This window comes from Enterovibrio paralichthyis (assembly GCF_019209835.1).
Classification (GTDB): domain Bacteria; phylum Pseudomonadota; class Gammaproteobacteria; order Enterobacterales; family Vibrionaceae; genus Enterovibrio; species Enterovibrio paralichthyis.
On the sequence record NZ_JAHUTS010000012.1, the window covers coordinates 134,034 to 152,476 of the forward strand.

Sequence of the window (18,443 nt, forward strand, 5' to 3'; positions counted from 1 at the left end):
ATGCGACTAGCCGTCCAGCCTTGATGAAGCTTTTTTTCCGATGTAGTAACCCGCCCCAAAGACGAGCACAAACACCAAGGCAGAAAGAAAGTAGGCCAATGCAGTGGGCGCTCCCAAACCAAATGCGAAGGTAAAGGCGATGCCTAAAAATGCTGCTTGCAGCCATTCCGTGACTGGGGCGTTAGTGGTCATGCCGAGTAAACCGACAATAATCAAAACCGCCAGTAATCCGACTTTAATCCCGACGAGTGTGGAACGTTGCATTCGTGGCTCCGCGAAGTAAAACGGTGCACATTATAGCGCAGACCGCTAGTGCGTAGATAGGGCGACAAAACACTGCGTTTTGTCGCCCCAATACTATTTGATAGCGTGAGTAATAAAGCGCCGGATTTCGTCGTTGTCTTTCGGTGTACGGAACGACGGCGTGATGTTGGTTGGTGGGAGAAAGATTTCCTTTTCGACCAGACGGTTTATTTGCGGCAAGTGCATCAAGGCAGTTTTGCCGCACAGCAGGTTAAGGAAACCGTCTTCTTCCTCGTAAGCATTGAGCACTTCGTGGAAGCCTTTGAGGTAGAGATAGTCTTTGGTGAAGCCACCGCCACGGTAGACCCGCGACGTGATTGTAAATGCGGTATTGCGGTCTGCGCCGTACTGTTCTTTCAGCATCATAAAGGTGTTGCGGAAAGACTTCTCTTTGATCATGGACTCGACAGCCAGTACGCGCAAAGCCAGCACTTTCAGGCGTTTAATGGAAAGGTGACCGGCGAGGTATTCACTCAAAATTGCCATCCCTTCCTGAGTCATGGTATTAACCGGGCAACCCAATGACAGAATTTTCAGCGGCTGGGCGCGGGCATTGAGCGTGGTGACGAGGTGAACACCGAGTTCATGGTGGGCAAGGGCATTCGCCTCAATCAAAGGAATGTTCGCCGTGGTGTTGATTTTTACCGAGGTGCCGGACACCAAGGCATTGGCAATCATGTTGTCGTCGATGACCAGCTTGTATTCGTAACCTTCGTTCTGTGCGAAAGTTTCCATGATGGCCTGAATGCCGCTGGCATCCACCATGGTGTTTTCATCATCATCGGAATCGGGCAGGTGAAGGATAAAGGTTGCGTTGCGGATATCTTTTTCTGTTGGCTCGCCGAAATAACGCAGCGAGTTATACAAAAATTCCTGACTGCCAATGGTCTGCAACTGGTCGACTTTATCGGCGTAAGAGACAATGACGTCTTCATAGATTTTTTGCAGATCCGGATCTTCAATCTTTTCGACGGGAAGGTTGAAAAGTTGGCGTTTCAGCTGGAATGCGTTCCCCGGGCTATCGCGGTACTCAAAACGGGGTTCGACAGAGTAGTGCCGCTTAAAAAACTCAGACTTTTGGTCTTTGTAGTTTACCGGGGCAACGGAGTTAAGGATTTCAATGCCGTTGACCAGATCAAACAAGGTTTCATCTATGGCCTTTGCGTGCTGCAAATCGACACAATCGGGGTTAATTGCACATCCTGTTTTCAAGTGGTGTTCCCTCACTATCCCTCGGTTAAGCGGGGAGTCCGTTTTCCTTGGGGTAAATAACGACACAAGCAGTATGCTTCTGTTTTCCGAATCCGACAATCTGATTTAGTGCATTTTTACCCACGGGAACGTAAGCAGCATTCACCGCATTTTGCGCCTCTTCCACCAAGGGATCGTGGAAATAAAAAAACTGTTCATTCATCCCACTTAGTACAATCCAGTGAGGCTCCTTACAGCCGTTGAAGCGGAATGTGCTGATAAGCAGCAGAACACATGCGCCTTTTTCCATCCAGGTTTCGATTTGTTCTACGGTGGGTGGTGCCTCGTTTACCTCGATGGCTGTGCTTTTAATTTGCTCTTCAAAATCCGCATGAACAAGCTCTATCACTGATTTTTTAAGCGGATCCCGCACGGAGTGGATAAAGGGCGTTCCTTGCGAATGTGACCAGAGTTCGACCGGAAAACCCCGCCGGTGAGCAGCCAAAGCCAGACCCTGACCGCTGCATCCGCCGTGTCCGGCTGCCATAAAGATGGTGGTCGCCTCACGCCAAAGCTGAACTTCTTTTTTACGGGTCGGCGGCGTGGGGTGCCCGAGTGCGGCAAAACTCATTAAAAGACAGGCGGCGCCACAGGTAAATGGCAGGGTCTGCACATAGAGCGGCATAGGCAATGCCACTTGGGGGCCAGTTGTACCCAACCGCTTTTGCATCCGTAGGCCATCTGCCAAATCATCGTAGTAATGGATTAAGGTTTTTAATGGCTTAAATCCATGTTTTTCATACAGTTTTATTGCTGATGAATTGTCTTCCCTAACCTCAAGTCTTAGCGTAATGTATCCACGTTCAACAGCGCTTTTCTCACAGCGTGTTAGCAACTCATTGGCGATGCCTTTCCCCCTAAAATCGGGCGAAACGGCAATAGAGTAAAGCCTTGAGAGTTGCGTAGCCTGGTTAAAAAGCAATAAGGCATAACCAGCGAGTTTATCCCCATCCAGCGCTGCCAATAAAAGGCTGTGCTCAGATTGAATAAATCGCTTCATTTGACGGCGACTGACCTTATCACTGTCGAACACCTGGTTCTCCAGGTTATGCAGTGCATCCAGATCAGAAAGTAGAGCGGCGCGGTATTCCATTACTGCCTCGGGAAATGCTTTTTGACTCTGCCATTTAAAAGCAAAAACGGAAATCTCTCTACAGGAATTAGATGAATGGCAAATATTCTTATCGTTACCGATGAGACCTCGGACTGGAAACAATATTTTCCGTCTGAAAAAGTCGTCACCGTCAATGAGTATCTGGCTACCGGTGCTTACACGGAAACCAAAAGCACCCAGGTGATTAACCTCTGCCGCTCTTACGATTACATGAGCAGCGGTTATTACTGTTCATTGATGGCGGAAGCGCGTGGCCACCGGGTTATTCCGCGTGTCATGACGATAAACGATCTGAACCAGCAGTTTATGTTGAAGCTGAAACAGACTGATTTTGACCGCCACTTCAAACAGCAGGATACCGTGGATGCCAAGGTGTATTTTGGCCGAACCCCGGTCAAGGGACTGGAGAAAGTGGCGCATCAGGTATTTGAGCACTTTATGGTGCCAGTATTGGATGCCGGGTTTATCAAGGTAAACGGTAAGTGGCAGCTGGCTAGGTTGGAAGCCTGTCCGTTCCAGACGCTGGATGACAATGAGCAGGATTTCTTTGCGGAGTCTCTCGAACTGTTTTCGCAGAAAGTCTGGCGTGGCAAAAAGAAAAACAAAAAGTACCGCTATGACATCGCCATGCTGATCGACCCGGAAGAAAAGCTGCCACCTTCTGATCCAAAAGCGATCCGCCGTTTCCAGCGTGCAGCAAACCGCTTGGGCATCAATATGGAAGCGATAGGCCCAAATGATTTGGCAAGGTTGGGGGAGTTTGATGGCCTGTTTATCCGAGCCACGACGAACATTTCCAACTTTACCTACAAGTTTGCCAAGGCAGCGGAAAATCTCGGTCTGGTGGTGATGGATGACCCCGAGTCCATCATGAAATGCACCAATAAAGTGTTCCTGACAGAGTTGTTGTCGTTGAACAAGGTGCCTACACCCAAGAGTGTTATTTTGCGCGCTGGGGCGGAAGAGATGATTGATGAAGCCATCAGTCATATTGGTTTTCCCATGGTGCTAAAAGTGCCGGATGGCGCGTTTTCCATCGGGGTTGTGAAGGCGAAAAACCGCGAAGAATTGGTCACCCAATGCCAGAAAGTGTTTGAGAAAAGTGCGTTAATCCTGGCACAGGAATACCTGCCGACAGATTTTGACTGGCGCATTGGCGTGCTGAACCGCCAGCCAATTTACGCATGTAAATACCTGATGAGTCGTGGACACTGGCAAATTTACCAGCATCATGATAGTGGCAGGGTCTCTTCCGGTGGATTTGAAACTCTGGATATCAAAATGGTGCCAAAGTGTGTGGTAGATGCAGCAGTAAAAGCGGCGAACCTGATTGGTTCCGGTATCTATGGCGTAGATGTGAAGGAAATTGCGGATCGCGCTTATGTGATAGAAGTGAACGACAACCCGAGTATCGATCACCATGTTGAAGACGGTTTTTTGGGGGATTTGCTCTACGACCGCATCGTGACTGAGTTTCTGCGTCGTATCCAAATGCGCGGATTATAAAACCTTGGTGAAGCAGTTAGCCTGAGCAGAGAACGCTTCCCAGGCTTTGAAAAGGTCAACTACAGGCACTGCGCCAGTTGGCCTTTTTTATTGGAAGCCATTACGCAGCCCCGCTCTGAATCGGAAGCGGATTGACACTGGCTCATAAGCTCGCTAGCTGATGGTGCTAACGCTCCGAGAATTTTCTGGGCGTGGCTTACCACTTTGCTGCAGTCGCTTTTTGCTACCGGGTCATAGTCCGAACATGCGCTGATTGAGAACACGGCGCACGTTAAAAAAGCGGCTTTGAGAATCATGTTTGGCATTGGCTGCTCCCTTTTGTTCAGTATAAAAAGGGTAGAAGAGCTTTCTTATTTTTGCGACATGTCAGGTTGTGTGGGTATAACGAAGAAGGGACGCTGCTGCGTCCCTTAGGTATGTGATTACTCTCCGATAAACCCGCCAGTCTGGTGCTGCCACAGCTGGGCATAAATTCCCCCGCTGGCAATCAATTCCTGGTGTGTGCCTTCTTCAACCACCTGGCCTTCGTCGAGCACGATCAATCTGTCCATGGCGGCAATCGTCGACAGGCGGTGGGCAATGGCGATAACGGTTTTGCCTTCCATCAGTTGGTACAAGCTTTCCTGAATTGCCGCTTCTACCTCTGAGTCCAGCGCTGACGTGGCTTCATCCAGGATCAGGATCGGTGCATCTTTTAGCAGCACACGAGAAATAGCGACACGCTGGCGCTGGCCGCCGGAGAGCTTCACGCCGCGCTCACCCACTTGTGAATCGTAACCATGGTTACCGTGTGGGTCATTCAGGCTTTCAATAAACTCGTGGGCGTGGGCTTTTTTCGCCGCATCCAGCATGGCGTCATCACCGGCATCCGGTCTGCCATAAAGGATGTTTTCGCGGATGGAACGGTGTAACAGGGACGTGTCCTGAGTCACCATGCCGATGTTGGCACGGAGTGAATCTTGCGTGACCTCTGAAATGTTCTGACCGTCGATACGGATTTCTCCCCGCTCGACATCGTGAAAGCGCATCAGCAGGTTAACCAGCGTAGATTTACCCGCGCCAGAGCGACCGACCAGGCCGACTTTCTCACCCGGTTTGATGGTGAGGTTGAGCTTTTCTATCACGCCTTTGCTTTCGCCGTAATGGAAGCTGACATCTTTGAACCGGATTTCGCCATTTGGCACATCAAGTGCCGGTGCGTTAAGCCTGTCGACCACTTCGACCGGTTTTGCCAATGTCCCCATGCCATCGACCACGGTTCCGATGTTTTCAAACAGCGAGCCAATTTCCCACATGATCCATTTCGACATGCCGTTAATGCGTAGCGCGAGACTCACAGCAATGGCAATGGCACCAATCGTGATGGCGGAATCCAGCCACAGCCAAATCGAGATCGCTCCAATGGCAAACACCAAGGCATAGTTGGCAATTTCTACCGCGATATTAAAGCCCGTTGCCAGTCGCATCTGGCGGTATACCGTATCCATAAAGGTCGACATACCTTCCTCGGCATAGGCCGTCTCGCGGTCGGTATGGGAAAACAGTTTCACGGTGGCGATGTTGGTGTAGCTGTCGACAATGCGGCCGGTCATCAGCGAGCGGGCGTCGGCCTGCTCCGTCGATACGGCTTTAAGCTTGGGAACAAAATACATCTGGATGCCGATATAGACAGCCAGCCAAATCAGCAGGGGGATCATCAACCGGATATCGGCCTGCCCAACCATGAACAGCATGGTCGCGAAATAGACCGTGATATAGACCGCAACGTCCAACAGCTTCATGACGGTTTCGCGGATCGATAATGCCGTTTGCATCACTTTGGTGGCGATACGGCCAGCAAAGTCATTCTGATAAAACCCGATGCTTTGTTTTAGCAGATAGCGGTGAGCTAGCCAGCGAATGGACATAGGGTAATTGCCCAAAAGTGACTGGTGCAGGATGAGCGAGTGCAGGGAAACCAGCAATGGCATGCCGATAAGCACCAGCAACCCCATAAAGATAAGTGTATGGCCTTCATCAGCCAAGAAGGTGGTGCGGTCTTGCTCGGTCAGCCAGTCAACAAGTTGTCCCATAAAGCCAAACAGCGACACTTCGGCAATCGCGATGAGTGCTGTTAAAAGCGACATTGCCACCAAAGGTTTTTCAAATCCTTTGGTGTAGTGGCGGCAAAATGCCAGCAGCGTATTCGGTGGCTGGGCAGGTTCGGATTCAGGGAAAGCGGGCGTCACTCTTTCGAACAGTTTATATATCATGATTCCTTCCGGAGATGATGGCTCACGGTGAGTGTCTGAAGCATAAAGATTTTTACAGGCTTCGGGTGCGTGAACCCAATAGTTTTCCGGGTGATTCTATCAGGTTTATGGCATTGATTAATGCCAATGTTTTCAACGGAATTGTTTAGAAATTCTGATATGTCTGTTTTTGTCTAAGGAGGTAGGGTTTAGTGTCGCGCGCTGGTTGAATAAGGCAGGATGGTGTCAATTTATTAGGCTGTCTTGTATGAATAGTGACACTCACGGTGCTAATTGCCCTAACCGTATTTTCGCTTTGCTAGTTTTAAGTGCACTCAAAACTGTACGCAATCACGATTGAAAAACACATTGCGACAGTATCCACCAGTGAGGTGTGTGATGTTTGTATTTAGCCAACCAGAAAATCAAACCATCAGGCAGAATCATTCCGCATTCATTCCCAAGCCACGAAACAGGGCAATGGGCGGTTGTTCAAAGGGATGTCAATGCCAGGGATGCGCTGCGAAAAGCGCCAACAGGAAAACCTCCCCCATATTAGACAGGCCTGTCCAGTTGCAAATGTTCAGCGCTGGAAACCTGCACTCTGACGCCGCCGAGCGAGAAGCTGACCGGGTTGCCAACCGTGTGTTGGAATCCCCGAAACCCCAATGTGCGTCATGTCAGGAAAGCGAAGGGGACGGCGGTTCCCTCGCCTCACTCTCATCGCCCCCCATTCCTGCCAACCTAAAATCCTTGGTGCCAAGTTCTGGCTCACCGTTACAAGCACCGGTCAGAAGAGAGATGGAACAAAGGTTTGGCCATGATTTTTCCGGGGTAAGGGTGCACACCGATGAACATGCCGCGAATTCCGCATCCCAGCTTGGTGCAAGAGCCTATGCATTGGGCAACCATATTGTGTTTAACCGCGGCGAGTTCAGGCCAGAGAGCGCTGCCGGACAGAAAACCCTTGCTCATGAACTTACCCACGTGTTGCAACAGTCAAAAGCCGGTACGTCGACAACCCAGATGCTGAGTGAAGCGGATTGCGCCAAGAGTTGTACTAAGAAAGACGGCAGAAAAACAGCCACCAAAAAATTCAGCATTACCGTATTTGCCGACAAAGAGGGATCTTTTTTACTGCTTCCCGCCACGCACAAAGTCGGCCATGCATGGATTGAACTGCAGGATGAGTATGGTGATTACTGGTCTTACGGTTTCTGGCCTAAAGAGGGATACGACGCCGATAACATGAAAGCGGACGTGGATGGATGTGTTCATCATCCCGACTCAACCCAACACAACAAAAACAATCCTGCGACACAAACGTTTGAACTGACGGCAGAGCAATTTGCTGCGGCGAAGAAATATGCGGTCGACACGTGCAAAAACCGCCCGAAATACAATCTGTTTGGATTGCAGTGTACGGAATTTGTAAAACGTGCACTGGCTGCAGCAGGGCAAGGTAGTGCGGGGGGATTTGGCTTGATATGGGAAAGTCCCAACGCACTGGCATCCTGGATCAAAACCCATGCCCTGGAGTTGGGGGTTAACGTCACGGCTGCGACATCTGCTGACGATAAAGCGGGTCAGGCAAGTGCTGCTTTTGATCTTCGCTACCGCCACCAGTTCTATTCATTGCTGGGCACTAAGCTCCGTCTTTATGGCGTGGGGCGCGCAGAGCTGGGTAGCCCTATCAAATTGGGATCAGCAGGTGTGGGGATAGAGCTGAATACGCAGAAAATTTATCTGCCGCAGTTTTATGTAGAAACCGGCGGTGTCTTTGGCGATCTTAACCCAACTTCGGGCGCGGACAGTTTCGGTGCGGGTGTGACAGCGAGTGCAGGTTTGCGCTACAACATTGATGAGTTGGCATTTGTAGGGGTGGAATACAATCTGGTTAAAGATCTTGTGAATAAAGATCCTGAACTGCACCGGATGATGTTCAGTGTGGGGATAAGGTTGTTCTGATTTAAAAAGCCGGCTCACGGAGTCGGCTCGTCATTTTGCTACAGAGATTTCTTAGATGCCACGCCTGAAAGCTATGTCTTTGTCCATTGCGTAGTCAGCGGCTGCATCTGCATCGTAGGCTGGTCAATGAATCATGCGTGTTCGTTGATATCCCATAGGTTTAACACCGTGTCTGCCCAGTTGTCCCTGAGTCGGTTTGATACGCGTTGCTCTCTCAGCAGAGCGTTAAACATCTCAAGGTCGTTTTCGTCAACCAGGGTATTGAACTGATGTTCAATGACTTCTTTTGCCTGCGAACGCAGTGAGTCACCAATAACATTACCAACACGAAGCTGGGATAAAACGTCTATGGCTTGTTCGTATCCTTCGGTTTGGTGCATAGCGCCTCCTTATGTACTCGTTACATTAATGATAACCATGTCTCAAAAAAGATCCAAAAATATTTACTTTCTGAATACTTGGATGCTCATGCATAAAAAAGCCGACTCTAATGAGTCGGCTTTGCACTTATCATATTGATTGGTGGTTATTAACCGCAGACTTTCGACCAGCTGCCGTCACTGCCCGGTACAGAAGAAGTCCACCAGTTGGCTTGATAGATCTTGCCTTCGTGAACCATTTTGTCACCGCTGCCGGCATGGCTTGGATTGCCAGCCCAGTCAGTTTGTGGCCAGTTAGGGTAAACGTTGATTCCTGTGGTCTCACAGTTACTTGGATCTGGGTTTTCTGGATCGGTTGGTTTGTTCAGATCCGCCAAAGGCAGGTCGCTGTATTCAAACGCGAACGCATAATCCACACCATTGATCTTCACTGTGTAGTTGGAAGGACCAGTGATTGGCAGGTAGTAAACCATATCCAATACATAGCTCTCGCCAGCTTTCAGTGATTTCCAGTTAGGCAGTTTGAACGATGCACGGTGCATTGTGCCTTCCAGACCGCCAATGTTGTTGGCTTTGCTGTGACCAGAAGAGATCACGCTCAGGCCGCCACCAGACTGGTCTTTCGCATTGTCAGGTGCAGAGGTTGGGATATCGAACTGGAACTCAGTACCACCCGGCAGATCCGTACCTGTGTTGTTCACGAAGGTGATCTTAGGATTGATTGGGTAGTTCTGGTCACCCACTTTGAAGCCACCGACTGACACATCAATCTTCACTGCTTCTGCAGGCATTGTGGTTTCAGACAGCTTCGCGCCATAAGGGGTTGCAGACATGAACTTGTCGTAGATGGCTTTGGTCATGGTGTTACCCATGTGGTATTCACCGTTGCCAGTCTTACACGCATTCTCGGTTGCATCGACGACATCCGTACGGTTGCCATTTCCGTCCAGTTGGTAACATGCGTAGTCACCCGCCAGTTCCCAGAACATGATACCGCCGATACCTTTGTCGATGACGTAGTCAGATTTCACGCTGACAGACGCTTCGTCTTCGGTAGACAGGAACACTTTCTTCTCTGCGTTCCACAGCCATGGAGCAACAGCGACTGAATCGTAGTTACGTGCATAGGTACCGCGCAGAACGTCTTGTGGGTCGTTCTCTGGGTCTAAGCCGTAAGCTGACGCGTACGAACCGAAGATGCCGTTTTCAAGGTTCTTCGCATGCCACATTGGGTTAGAGCCTGCGCCCATTTCGTTACCCTGTGGATCCTTGTCGTGCCACATGTTGTCGATGCCCATTGCACCGTTGCCACAGTTGTTCTTCTCACCTTCACCGGTGCCTGGTTGACACTCAGCTTGGTTAGGAAGCGCTGCTTTACCCCACAAACCGTTTTCACCGCCAGACACGTCTTGCCAGCCACGGGTGTAGTAAGGCACACCGATGTTGATACGGCCTGCTGGCATTGAGCCACGGAAATAGTGGTATGCCCAGTCAGTGTTCAGGTAACCGATACCGCCGTATTGGCTGGTGCCGTAAACGTTCCATGCTGCCAGTTCAGAGTCTTTACCTGTGTCGAACAGTGCTGCGTTGTGACCAACATGGTCATTCCATGCGCCGTGCAGGTCGTAGCTCATGATGTTGACGTAGTCGAGGTACTTGGTCACGTCGAACGTTTCCATACCGCGCAGCAGGTAGCCAGAAGATGGCGCTGCGATAGTCAGCATGTAGTGCTGGTTATCCTGTGCGGACGCGATATCAACTTTTTCACGCAGTACGCGCATTAGCTCTTGGTAAGAAGCCCACAGGTAAGGGCGACGTGGTTCCATGAAGTCTTTATCGTATGGGTTACCGGCACCTGCCATTGAGGTTGGGTACTCATAGTCGATATCCAGACCATCGAACTTGTACTTACGCATCATTTCAACCGCAGATGCAGCAAATTTCTCAATGCCAGCATGGTTGATAGAGCCATCTGCATTTGTGGTCATGGTGTAGAAACCACCGTCTGCCACGCGATCACCGTCTGGGCCGAAGTGACCGCCGGTTTCCGCCCAGCCACCGATTGAAATCAGTGTCTTAACGTCATGTTTCTTCTTGTAAGTTGCCAGTGCACCGAAGTGGCCTTTGAAGCCCAGCGCTGGATCAACTTCAACACCCGGCCACTCTTTGTTAACAGCGGCGTTTGTTGGATCGTTCACATCACCGATGTTGACTTTGCCGTCAGGACCGATGCTGACAAACGCATAGTTGATGTGGGTCAGTTGTTCCCAAGGAATGTCGCTAACCAGGTAAGAGGCTTGTGGATCGTCGCCTGCACGCCAGCTGGTGAAGTAACCGATGATACGGCGTGGGTGGTCAGCACCCATCTGCTCACGGCCATCTTCATCGTAAACTGTACAGTAAGGCACGTTAACGTCAGGGGTCTGGTACAGGCCTTCTGGACGACAGTTAGAAACAACAGGTGTACCTTTCACGTTCACGGTGACGACTGCAGAATCGGTAGACGCGCCTTTGTCATCTGTCGCTTTCGCGTACATAGAAATGTTGCCGGATACATTCGATACCCAGTCAAAAGTGTACGGTGCGGAAGTGACCGTTTCTTTCAGTTGGCCTGCAACATAGAAGTCCACTTTCGCGATGGTGCCATCAGTATCCGCAGCGTCTGCAGTCAGTGTCACTGTCGCGCCCTGGTCAACAGCAGTTGCTGACGCAGCCAGAGAAACGGTTGGTGCTTCGTTGTCAGGAATGATAACGCCTGGTTTAACGGTGATGCTCAGTGCTGAAGTTTCTGCAACTGCACCGTCGTCATCCGTTGCTTTAACAACAATGCTGTGTGTACCTTCTGCCGCAGTCCAAGTTTTTGCGTATGGCGCTGAGGTATCTGAGCCAATGGATGTGCCATCAACGAAGAACTCAACCTTAGCGATTGAACCATCGCTGTCGCTGGCATTTGCGCTGATAGTGACAACGTCACCAGCTTTAAAGCTGTCGCTGGCTGAAGGCGCTGTCAGGGCAACGCTTGGTGCTTCGTTTACAGGTGGAGTGACGTCACCGGAATCACACTGATCCACCTTTTTCCACTCTTGGTATTGTCCGGAAGACGTTTTCGGGTCATTACCCATTGTCCACCAGTTTGCCTTGTAGACATTCTTGTCACGCTGAACAGTACTGCCACTGGTATACGCTTTATCAGACTGCCATTTCTCAATACCTGAGCAGTCGGTAGCTGCCTGCGCATTAAAAGCAAACATGCACGCTACGGCGACTGCCGACAGCGTGAAGCCCTTGCTTTTGCCTGTCACATCCATTGAATATTCCTCGAAAATAAAAGTTTAACTATTGATTTATATAACATTAGCGCGACTTGCATCGCGTAAAAAATAAAGTAGTTGAGTTGGATATGGCTGGCATCCGAGTTTTAGTCAGATTTAGATCTCTACTCAGGATTCGAAGAAAAAGGTTCTATCTCTTCGCCGGTATTCACAAATTCAACGGACAATTTTCGTTTCTCTGCATGAATTTTGTGCTGCATGCAAGGCTGCATATTCAGATGGGGTAGACCAATGTCTAATGATGATTGTCTACAACCTGCGTTGAAAGTTTGTATTTAAGTGGGCATTATTTAGTCAGCTAGAGAACATTGTCGACAAAAAGGGCTTTGATGCGAGTCACCACAAAAGAAGAGTGTCGACAGTAAGTGAAGCAAACAGTGAAGGGTGTGACCAAATCTGAAGGAATGAAAGATTGTCTGATGAAAGCCATCGAATAATCCGGAATAAAATCGCTGTTATCGACAGGCAAGGAGCACGCCCATGTCAGCCTATCAAAACGCTTACCGGCAATCTGTCAATGATCCTCAAGGGTTCTGGCTTCAGCAGTCCCGGCAAATCAAATGGTTTAAACCCCCTCACGTTGCATTGGAAAATGATGCAAACGGCATAGAACGTTGGTTTCCGGATGGCGAACTCAATACCGCTTATCTTGCTTTGGACTACCACATAGAGCAGGGCAGGGGTGACCAGACTGCGCTGATTTACGATTCTCCCGTTACCGGCAAAAAAGCCCGGTACAGCTATGAAGTGCTGCGCGACCAGGTTGCCAAGTGCGCTGGCATGTTGGCATCCCTGGGCGTTGAAAAGGGTGATCGGGTAATCATTTATATGCCGATGATCCCACAGGCAGCCATTGCCATGCTGGCCTGTGCCCGGTTGGGCGCTATCCATTCTGTGGTGTTTGGGGGCTTTGCGCCGAATGAGCTTGCGGTGCGCATCGAAGATGCGGAACCGAAAGTGTTGCTGACCGCGTCTTGCGGCATCGAAGTGAACAAGGTGATTCCTTACAAGCCAATGGTCGATCAGGCGGTGATGGACAGCCGCTGGAAGCCTGAGCGTGTGGTGGTGTACCAGCGTCCCGAGCAACCTGCCGTGTTAGACAATGAGCGTGATGCAGACTGGGCAACTTTGTTTGAACGGGCTGAGCCCCATGATTGTGTACCCGTTAACGCAACCGATCCGCTATATATCCTCTACACCTCAGGCACGACGGGAAAACCCAAAGGGGTTGTTCGCGACAACGGCGGTCACGCGGTTGCCCTGAAATACAGTATGTCGACGGTTTATAAAGTCGAACCTGGTGAAGTGTATTGGGCTGCGTCGGATGTTGGCTGGGTGGTGGGCCATTCTTATATTGTGTATGCACCGCTCATTCATGGCTGCACTACCATCATGTTTGAAGGCAAGCCGGTCAGAACGCCGGATCCCAGTGCTTTTTGGCGGGTGTGCGATGAATATGGTGTGTCTGTACTCTTTTCTGCTCCAACTGCCTTCCGGGCGATTAAGAAAGAAGATCCGGAAGGAAAGGAGATTCACAAGTACCCGATGGGAAAACTGCGGACTATTTTTATGGCAGGGGAAAGGCTGGATCCGCCCACATTGGAATGGGTGGAAGAGCATACCGGCCGTCCGGTTGTCGATCACTGGTGGCAAACTGAAACGGGATGGGCGATTTCCTGCAACCCGATCGGTTTGGAAAGCTTTATGACCAAGCCTGGGTCATCGACCAGACCGACGCCGGGCTTTAATGTCAAAATCCTCAATGAAACCGGTGAACCACTGACTGCAAATGAGCAAGGATACATCGCCGTCAAGCGTCCTTTGCCGCCGAGCTGTCTGGTAACGGTGTGGCGTAACCATGACAGGTTCGAATCCGGTTATCTGCAACAGTTTCCCGGCTATTATGTGTCCGGTGATGGTGGCTATGTCGATGAAGATGGCTACCTGTTTGTAATGGGGCGCATCGATGATGTGATTAACGTGTCTGGTCACCGTTTATCAACCGGCGAAATGGAAGAGATTGTCGGCGCCCACGAAGCGGTAGCGGAGTGTGCCGTGGTCGGGATTTATGATGAGCTGAAAGGTCAATTACCACTTGGTTTGGTGGTGCTTAAAGACGGCTACTACTCAACGGAAGGCAATATCGAAAAAGAATTGGTGGCAAAAGTGCGCAATGAGATAGGCCCTGTTGCCTGCTTTCACCGCGCGATTATTGTCGACAGATTACCGAAAACCCGCTCGGGAAAAATACTGCGCCGTATTATCCGTCAGATAGCCGACGGTGAAAGCTACAGCGTCCCCTCGACGATTGATGACCCGGCGAGTCTGGACGATATCAACAGAGTGTTGTCATCCCACAGCTGATGTTAATCCCACTAAAAAGGCCACCGTCTGGTGGCCTTCATCATTCATAAGCAGCGCTTACTGCGCGTTCACAAACGCTTTGAAGCGGGCTTTGGTTTGCGCATCCGCTTTTTGGAACCAGTAGTGAAGCTGGTATTCCTCTTCGTTGATGCCTTCGCTGTCATTGACCACGACTTTCGTACTTCGGGTTACCGGTTTAGCGGGAGCGGTCTCTGCTACCGGTGTTTGTTCCAGATTCAACGATGCTGGCATGTCAGTCTGGTTGTAACGTTGCAGTTTAGATAGGTAGTCACGGCTCAGTTGGAAACCGGACTTGATCAGTTTACCTTGCTCAAACGCAATGGCATTGTCGCTAGCATCCTTGATGGTGAACTCAGGGTTTTTATTGAATTTGCGCGCCTGATGCTTGTTCAGGTATTCCGGGAATTCAAAGTGGACATCGGTGTCCTGTGCGTCGAATTTCACGACCAACACATCGGAGCGGACGAAAGTGACGTCTTTGCCTTCTTCGAAGCTAGTGACGTACCGAAATGCCAACTGTTGTGTGCCATCTTGCAATACGACCGTATCTTCTTTACCAAATACTGACGACTTGTGGGTCTGTCCGTTGTAAGCAAGCAGCTCAACATTGTCGTTGAGGTGGAGGGTCACATCTGCTTGGGCAGACAGCGGTAGTAGTGCTGCAAACACTGAGGAGAGAAACAGCTTTCTTCTCATGATCATCCCTTAAAATTGCAAAATGGGCCCGACTTGATGAAGGGCCCTCATTATTATTTAAAACGCTTATTTTACGTAGCAGGCAAACCCTTTCAGGTAGAAACCTTCTGGGTATGCGCTGTCGATTGGGTGGTCTGCCGCTTGTTCAAAACGCTCGATGAACTGCACATCGCGGTGTGCGTCCAACGCCGCATCAGCAATGATTTTCTGGAACAGGGCGTTGTCCATCAAACCTGAGCAGGAGTAAGTCAGCAGCGTACCACCAGGCTTCAGGATTTGCATCGCCAGCATGTTGATGTCTTTGTAGCCACGGCACGCACCAGTCAGTTGCGCTTTTGATTCTGCGAACTTTGGTGGATCCATGATCACGACGTCAAATTTCTCGCCGGCATCGCGGAATTCGCGTAGCAGTTTGAATACGTCGGCGTTGACGAACTGGGCTTTAGAAACGTCAAAGCCGTTCATTTCAGCATTGGCTTTGGCGATGTCCAGTGCAGGTTGGGAAACGTCCACGTTAATCACTTCTGCCGCGTTACCCTTCAGGGCATACAGGCCAAAGCCGCCGGTATAACAGAAGCAGTTCAGAACACGCTTACCGTTCACATATTTCACAGATGCTTCGCGGCTGTCGCGTTGGTCCAAATAGAAACCAGTTTTGTGTCCACCCGTGATATCGACACTAATTTTTACGCCGTTTTCTTCAATAACCACAGACGCTGGTGGCATCTCGCCGTGCAAAACGCCAGTACGCTCTTTCAGGCCTTCTTTCTTACGGACAGAAACGTCTGAACGTTCGTAGATGCTGCATTCAGGGTACAGCTCAACCATGGCAGCGACTAGGTTGTCTTTCTGTGCTTCAGCACCTGCGCTCAGCAGTTGGCATACCAGAAAGTTTTCGTAGCGGTCGATGGTGATGCCCGGCAAACCATCGGACTCTGCAGCAATCAGACGGTAGCCGGTCAGGCCGTCACGGGCTGCCAGTGTGTCACGCAGGCCTTGAGCCTGTTGCAGGCGGTTTTTGAAGAATTCGACATTAATGTCTTCTTGCTCAAACGACCATACGCGAACACGGATTTGAGAATTAGGAGAAAACGCACCACGCGCCAGCCATTGACCCTGATGATCGTAGACATCCACGGTCTGACCGAGACTTGGTTTGCCCTCGACGCGTTGAATACCACGCGAGAATACCCAAGGGTGGCGACGGCGCAGCGATTTTTCGCGGCCTTTAACCAGATAAACAGACGGATTCATTGGTTTTTCCTAATTTCAAGATGCGGGTTGTCGTGAGATGTAGGTCACGCCAACCGATAAAGGTGCTGTATTGTGTGAGATGAAAAGAAAGAATGCAAACAGCCGCCCTGTAGGCGGCCGTTTTTTCGCCGTTTGGACGGTTTAGTCTGTGCGCATACCTTTAACCAGCGCGGTTAGGCTGGAAGATTGCTTCTGAAGATCGGCAACGTCACGGGCAGTTTGCTGGATCATCTCGCTCACTTGCCATGCCTGTTGGCGAACATGCTCCACATCTGAAGAAATGGTACCGGCCACACTGCCTTGCTGGTTTGCTGCAGTGGCAATCTCGGTACTGCGGTCAGTAATGCGCTGACTACGGTCAGAGATCGAACTGATATCCTCACTGATGCTTTGCATCAAAGACTCACTGGCCGCTGCATTTTCGACGGTGCCTTGCATAACCGTGCGAAGGTGCCCGGTGTTACTTTCCAGATCCTGGATCATTCGCTGGATTTCGACGGTCGCCTGCTGGGTTCGCCCGGCAAGGGTGCGTACTTCATCTGCGACCACAGCAAAACCACGTCCTTGCTCACCCGCTCGTGCCGCTTCAATGGCTGCGTTCAGTGCCAGCAGGTTAGTCTGCTCTGAAATTGCGCTGATAGTCGCGACCATGCTGCCAATTTCGCTGGAGTTATTTTCCAGTGCAGCCACTGCGTTCGAGGCGGTCTCAATTTCACGGCTCAGCGCCTGAATGGCACGCATGGTTTGATTGACCTGGGATTGGCTTTGTTTTGATGCTTCACCGGCCTGTGTGATTTCACCGGAAGTTTGTTCCGCGTGAGCGGCAACATCTCGGATGGATCCTGCCATTTCTTCTGTCGCGCTTGCCAGTGAGTCGAGATACGCACGTTGGTCTTTAGACAGTGATTCGCTTTCAACGCTGCGCTGACTTAGCTCGGAGGAAAGCCCTTCCATCAACGAGGCTGCATTTTTGATCGCACGTACCAGGCTGTGTTCGCGATCCGCGACTTTATCGACAGTAGTCGCAATGATGCTGAACTCGTCACGCACAGGGAAGAAGTTCATACGGCTGGTCAGGTCACCGTCCAGCATACGTTGCAGTGAATGGTTCATGGTGTACATGGCGCCACCGATAAAACTGGACACATAATGGAGCGCTGAAACACCTAGCAATGCAAGGGTTGCCAGCGCAAACCATTCCAGTCCGCTGATTTGGGCCCAAAAACTGGTTTCCACTGAATTTGCACCGCTGGTCGCAATCAGTGAGGCGGCTTCTGTTGCAGAAGCGTCGTAGTGAGACAGCACACTTTGCAGTGCTGCGCTATGGTTCTCTTGTGCTTGGGCTAACTGTGCTTGTGAGGCATTGTAAAAAACCACACCAACCGCAAGTGTCAGCGAGACTAAAATTGTATAAAGGATGAAGAATTTTTGTTTCAGGCTAACTTTGATGAGGTACTGGTCAACCCAGCGGAACGGCGTTTCTATCATGTTTGAATCGGTCCTTGTCAAAAGCTCCGGTGTATTACCGTTAGACGAGGTGAATAGTACACTGTTGTATAAAGGTAAGACTAACCAGTGAGGTGTGATTGATGTCACAAATATGTGTTAGGGCGACAGTTTCAGGACGCGTTCAGGGAGTTGGCTTCCGTTTTCACACTGCCCATGAAGGATTAAAGCTGTCGCTTAGCGGTTATGCGCGGAATGAATCTGATGGGACTGTGACGGTGCTGATGTGCGGTGAGGAGAAAAATGTCAACGCGCTGCTGGCGTGGTTGGAGCAAGGGCCAGCCACGGCGAATGTCACCAAACTGGTGCACAACCAAATAGACTGGCAGGCGATAGATGGGTTTTCCATTCAGTGACTAAATTGCCCAAATAGAAAAGGAGCCAACTGGCTAATGCCAGTCAGTTAAGCTGACTGGCTTTCTTTTTATTGGGGTATTTCTTTGCCTTAGGCTTCACGGCTCTCGGGTATATTCGCTCTTCTCGCTTAATGGGCAACACATGATGTATCGCCTCCTCC

At 50.4% G+C, this 18,443-nt stretch carries 14 protein-coding genes; 4 read left to right on the forward strand and 10 right to left on the reverse strand.

Translation table 11 applies throughout. The features are described from left to right. Positions 1-6 precede the first annotated feature (6 nt). The 3 genes from KU854_RS15130 to KU854_RS15140 all read right to left on the reverse strand — a co-directional run bounded on the left by KU854_RS15130 (position 7) and on the right by KU854_RS15140 (position 2,647). Complete coding sequence (locus KU854_RS15130) at positions 7-264, reverse strand: hypothetical protein (protein WP_218359294.1); 258 nt, start codon at positions 262-264, stop codon at positions 7-9. Positions 265-357: 93 nt separating this feature from the next. Then, the gene (locus KU854_RS15135) at positions 358-1,515 is read right to left on the reverse strand and encodes a flavohemoglobin expression-modulating QEGLA motif protein (RefSeq protein ID WP_218359295.1); all 1,158 of its coding nucleotides are present in this window, start codon (positions 1,513-1,515) and stop codon (positions 358-360) included. Positions 1,516-1,540: 25 nt separating this feature from the next. Further along, entirely contained in the window at positions 1,541-2,647 is a 1,107-nt protein-coding gene (locus tag KU854_RS15140) for a peptidase C39 family protein (RefSeq protein ID WP_218359296.1), read from the reverse strand. 75 nt (positions 2,648-2,722) lie between these two features. Between KU854_RS15140 and KU854_RS15145 the strand changes: the two genes are divergently transcribed. Beyond that, positions 2,723-4,174, forward strand: coding sequence for a RimK family protein (locus KU854_RS15145; RefSeq protein WP_218359297.1), 1,452 nt, complete (start codon positions 2,723-2,725; stop codon positions 4,172-4,174). A 59-nt stretch (positions 4,175-4,233) separates the two neighbouring features. Here KU854_RS15145 and KU854_RS15150 read toward each other — a convergent pair whose 3' ends face one another. Together KU854_RS15150 and KU854_RS15155 are read right to left on the reverse strand one after the other, a co-directional pair. Next, positions 4,234-4,479, reverse strand: coding sequence for a hypothetical protein (locus KU854_RS15150; protein WP_218359298.1), 246 nt, complete (start codon positions 4,477-4,479; stop codon positions 4,234-4,236). A gap of 117 nt (positions 4,480-4,596) precedes the next feature. After that, the gene (locus tag KU854_RS15155) at positions 4,597-6,426 is read right to left on the reverse strand and encodes an ABC transporter ATP-binding protein (protein WP_255555579.1); all 1,830 of its coding nucleotides are present in this window, start codon (positions 6,424-6,426) and stop codon (positions 4,597-4,599) included. 558 nt (positions 6,427-6,984) lie between these two features. Here KU854_RS15155 and KU854_RS15160 point away from each other — a divergent pair. Further along, a complete protein-coding gene (locus KU854_RS15160; RefSeq protein ID WP_255555580.1) occupies positions 6,985-8,373 on the forward strand; it encodes an eCIS core domain-containing protein in 1,389 nt (462 codons plus the stop codon). Positions 8,374-8,504: 131 nt separating this feature from the next. On the opposite strand, the gene KU854_RS15165 is transcribed toward KU854_RS15160, so the two are convergent. Further along, positions 8,505-8,753: a hypothetical protein gene (locus tag KU854_RS15165; RefSeq protein WP_054778968.1), complete on the reverse strand. Its 249-nt coding sequence runs from the start codon at positions 8,751-8,753 to the stop codon at positions 8,505-8,507. A 149-nt stretch (positions 8,754-8,902) separates the two neighbouring features. Beyond that, on the reverse strand, positions 8,903-12,061 hold the full coding sequence (locus KU854_RS15170) for a chitinase C-terminal domain-containing protein (RefSeq protein ID WP_218359300.1): 3,159 nt from the start codon (positions 12,059-12,061) through the stop codon (positions 8,903-8,905). A 504-nt stretch (positions 12,062-12,565) separates the two neighbouring features. On the opposite strand from KU854_RS15170, the gene KU854_RS15175 reads away from it, so the two are divergent. After that, positions 12,566-14,449 (forward strand): propionyl-CoA synthetase, encoded by a 1,884-nt coding sequence (locus KU854_RS15175; RefSeq protein ID WP_218359301.1) that lies wholly within the window; start codon positions 12,566-12,568, stop codon positions 14,447-14,449. 57 nt (positions 14,450-14,506) lie between these two features. Here KU854_RS15175 and KU854_RS15180 read toward each other — a convergent pair whose 3' ends face one another. The 3 genes from KU854_RS15180 to KU854_RS15190 form a co-directional block, all read right to left on the reverse strand. After that, positions 14,507-15,166: a YccT family protein gene (locus KU854_RS15180; RefSeq protein ID WP_218359302.1), complete on the reverse strand. Its 660-nt coding sequence runs from the start codon at positions 15,164-15,166 to the stop codon at positions 14,507-14,509. Between the two features lie 66 nt (positions 15,167-15,232). Next, positions 15,233-16,420, reverse strand: a complete 1,188-nt coding sequence (locus KU854_RS15185) for a class I SAM-dependent methyltransferase (RefSeq protein ID WP_218359303.1) — start codon at positions 16,418-16,420, stop codon at positions 15,233-15,235. A gap of 141 nt (positions 16,421-16,561) precedes the next feature. Next, a complete protein-coding gene (locus tag KU854_RS15190; RefSeq protein ID WP_218359304.1) occupies positions 16,562-17,908 on the reverse strand; it encodes a methyl-accepting chemotaxis protein in 1,347 nt (448 codons plus the stop codon). Between the two features lie 101 nt (positions 17,909-18,009). Here KU854_RS15190 and yccX point away from each other — a divergent pair, with 101 nt between their 5' ends. After that, a complete protein-coding gene (gene yccX, locus KU854_RS15195) occupies positions 18,010-18,282 on the forward strand; it encodes an acylphosphatase (protein ID WP_054778970.1) in 273 nt (90 codons plus the stop codon). Positions 18,283-18,443 lie beyond the last annotated feature (161 nt).

What these genes read in the sequence shown, in the direction of transcription:
- KU854_RS15130 (WP_218359294.1), bottom strand. Translation starts at nt 264, where the DNA reads ATGCAACGTTCCACACTCGTCGGGATTAAAGTCGGATTACTGGCGGTT.
- KU854_RS15140 (WP_218359296.1), bottom strand. Translation starts at nt 2,647, where the DNA reads ATGGAATACCGCGCCGCTCTACTTTCTGATCTGGATGCACTGCATAAC.
- KU854_RS15145 (WP_218359297.1), top strand. Translation starts at nt 2,723, where the DNA reads ATGGCAAATATTCTTATCGTTACCGATGAGACCTCGGACTGGAAACAA.
- KU854_RS15150 (WP_218359298.1), bottom strand. Translation starts at nt 4,479, where the DNA reads ATGCCAAACATGATTCTCAAAGCCGCTTTTTTAACGTGCGCCGTGTTC.
- KU854_RS15155 (WP_255555579.1), bottom strand. Translation starts at nt 6,426, where the DNA reads ATGATATATAAACTGTTCGAAAGAGTGACGCCCGCTTTCCCTGAATCC.
- KU854_RS15160 (WP_255555580.1), top strand. Translation starts at nt 6,985, where the DNA reads ATGTTCAGCGCTGGAAACCTGCACTCTGACGCCGCCGAGCGAGAAGCT.
- KU854_RS15165 (WP_054778968.1), bottom strand. Translation starts at nt 8,753, where the DNA reads ATGCACCAAACCGAAGGATACGAACAAGCCATAGACGTTTTATCCCAG.
- KU854_RS15170 (WP_218359300.1), bottom strand. Translation starts at nt 12,061, where the DNA reads ATGGATGTGACAGGCAAAAGCAAGGGCTTCACGCTGTCGGCAGTCGCC.
- KU854_RS15175 (WP_218359301.1), top strand. Translation starts at nt 12,566, where the DNA reads ATGTCAGCCTATCAAAACGCTTACCGGCAATCTGTCAATGATCCTCAA.
- KU854_RS15180 (WP_218359302.1), bottom strand. Translation starts at nt 15,166, where the DNA reads ATGAGAAGAAAGCTGTTTCTCTCCTCAGTGTTTGCAGCACTACTACCG.
- KU854_RS15185 (WP_218359303.1), bottom strand. Translation starts at nt 16,420, where the DNA reads ATGAATCCGTCTGTTTATCTGGTTAAAGGCCGCGAAAAATCGCTGCGC.
- KU854_RS15190 (WP_218359304.1), bottom strand. Translation starts at nt 17,908, where the DNA reads ATGATAGAAACGCCGTTCCGCTGGGTTGACCAGTACCTCATCAAAGTT.
- yccX (WP_054778970.1), top strand. Translation starts at nt 18,010, where the DNA reads ATGTCACAAATATGTGTTAGGGCGACAGTTTCAGGACGCGTTCAGGGA.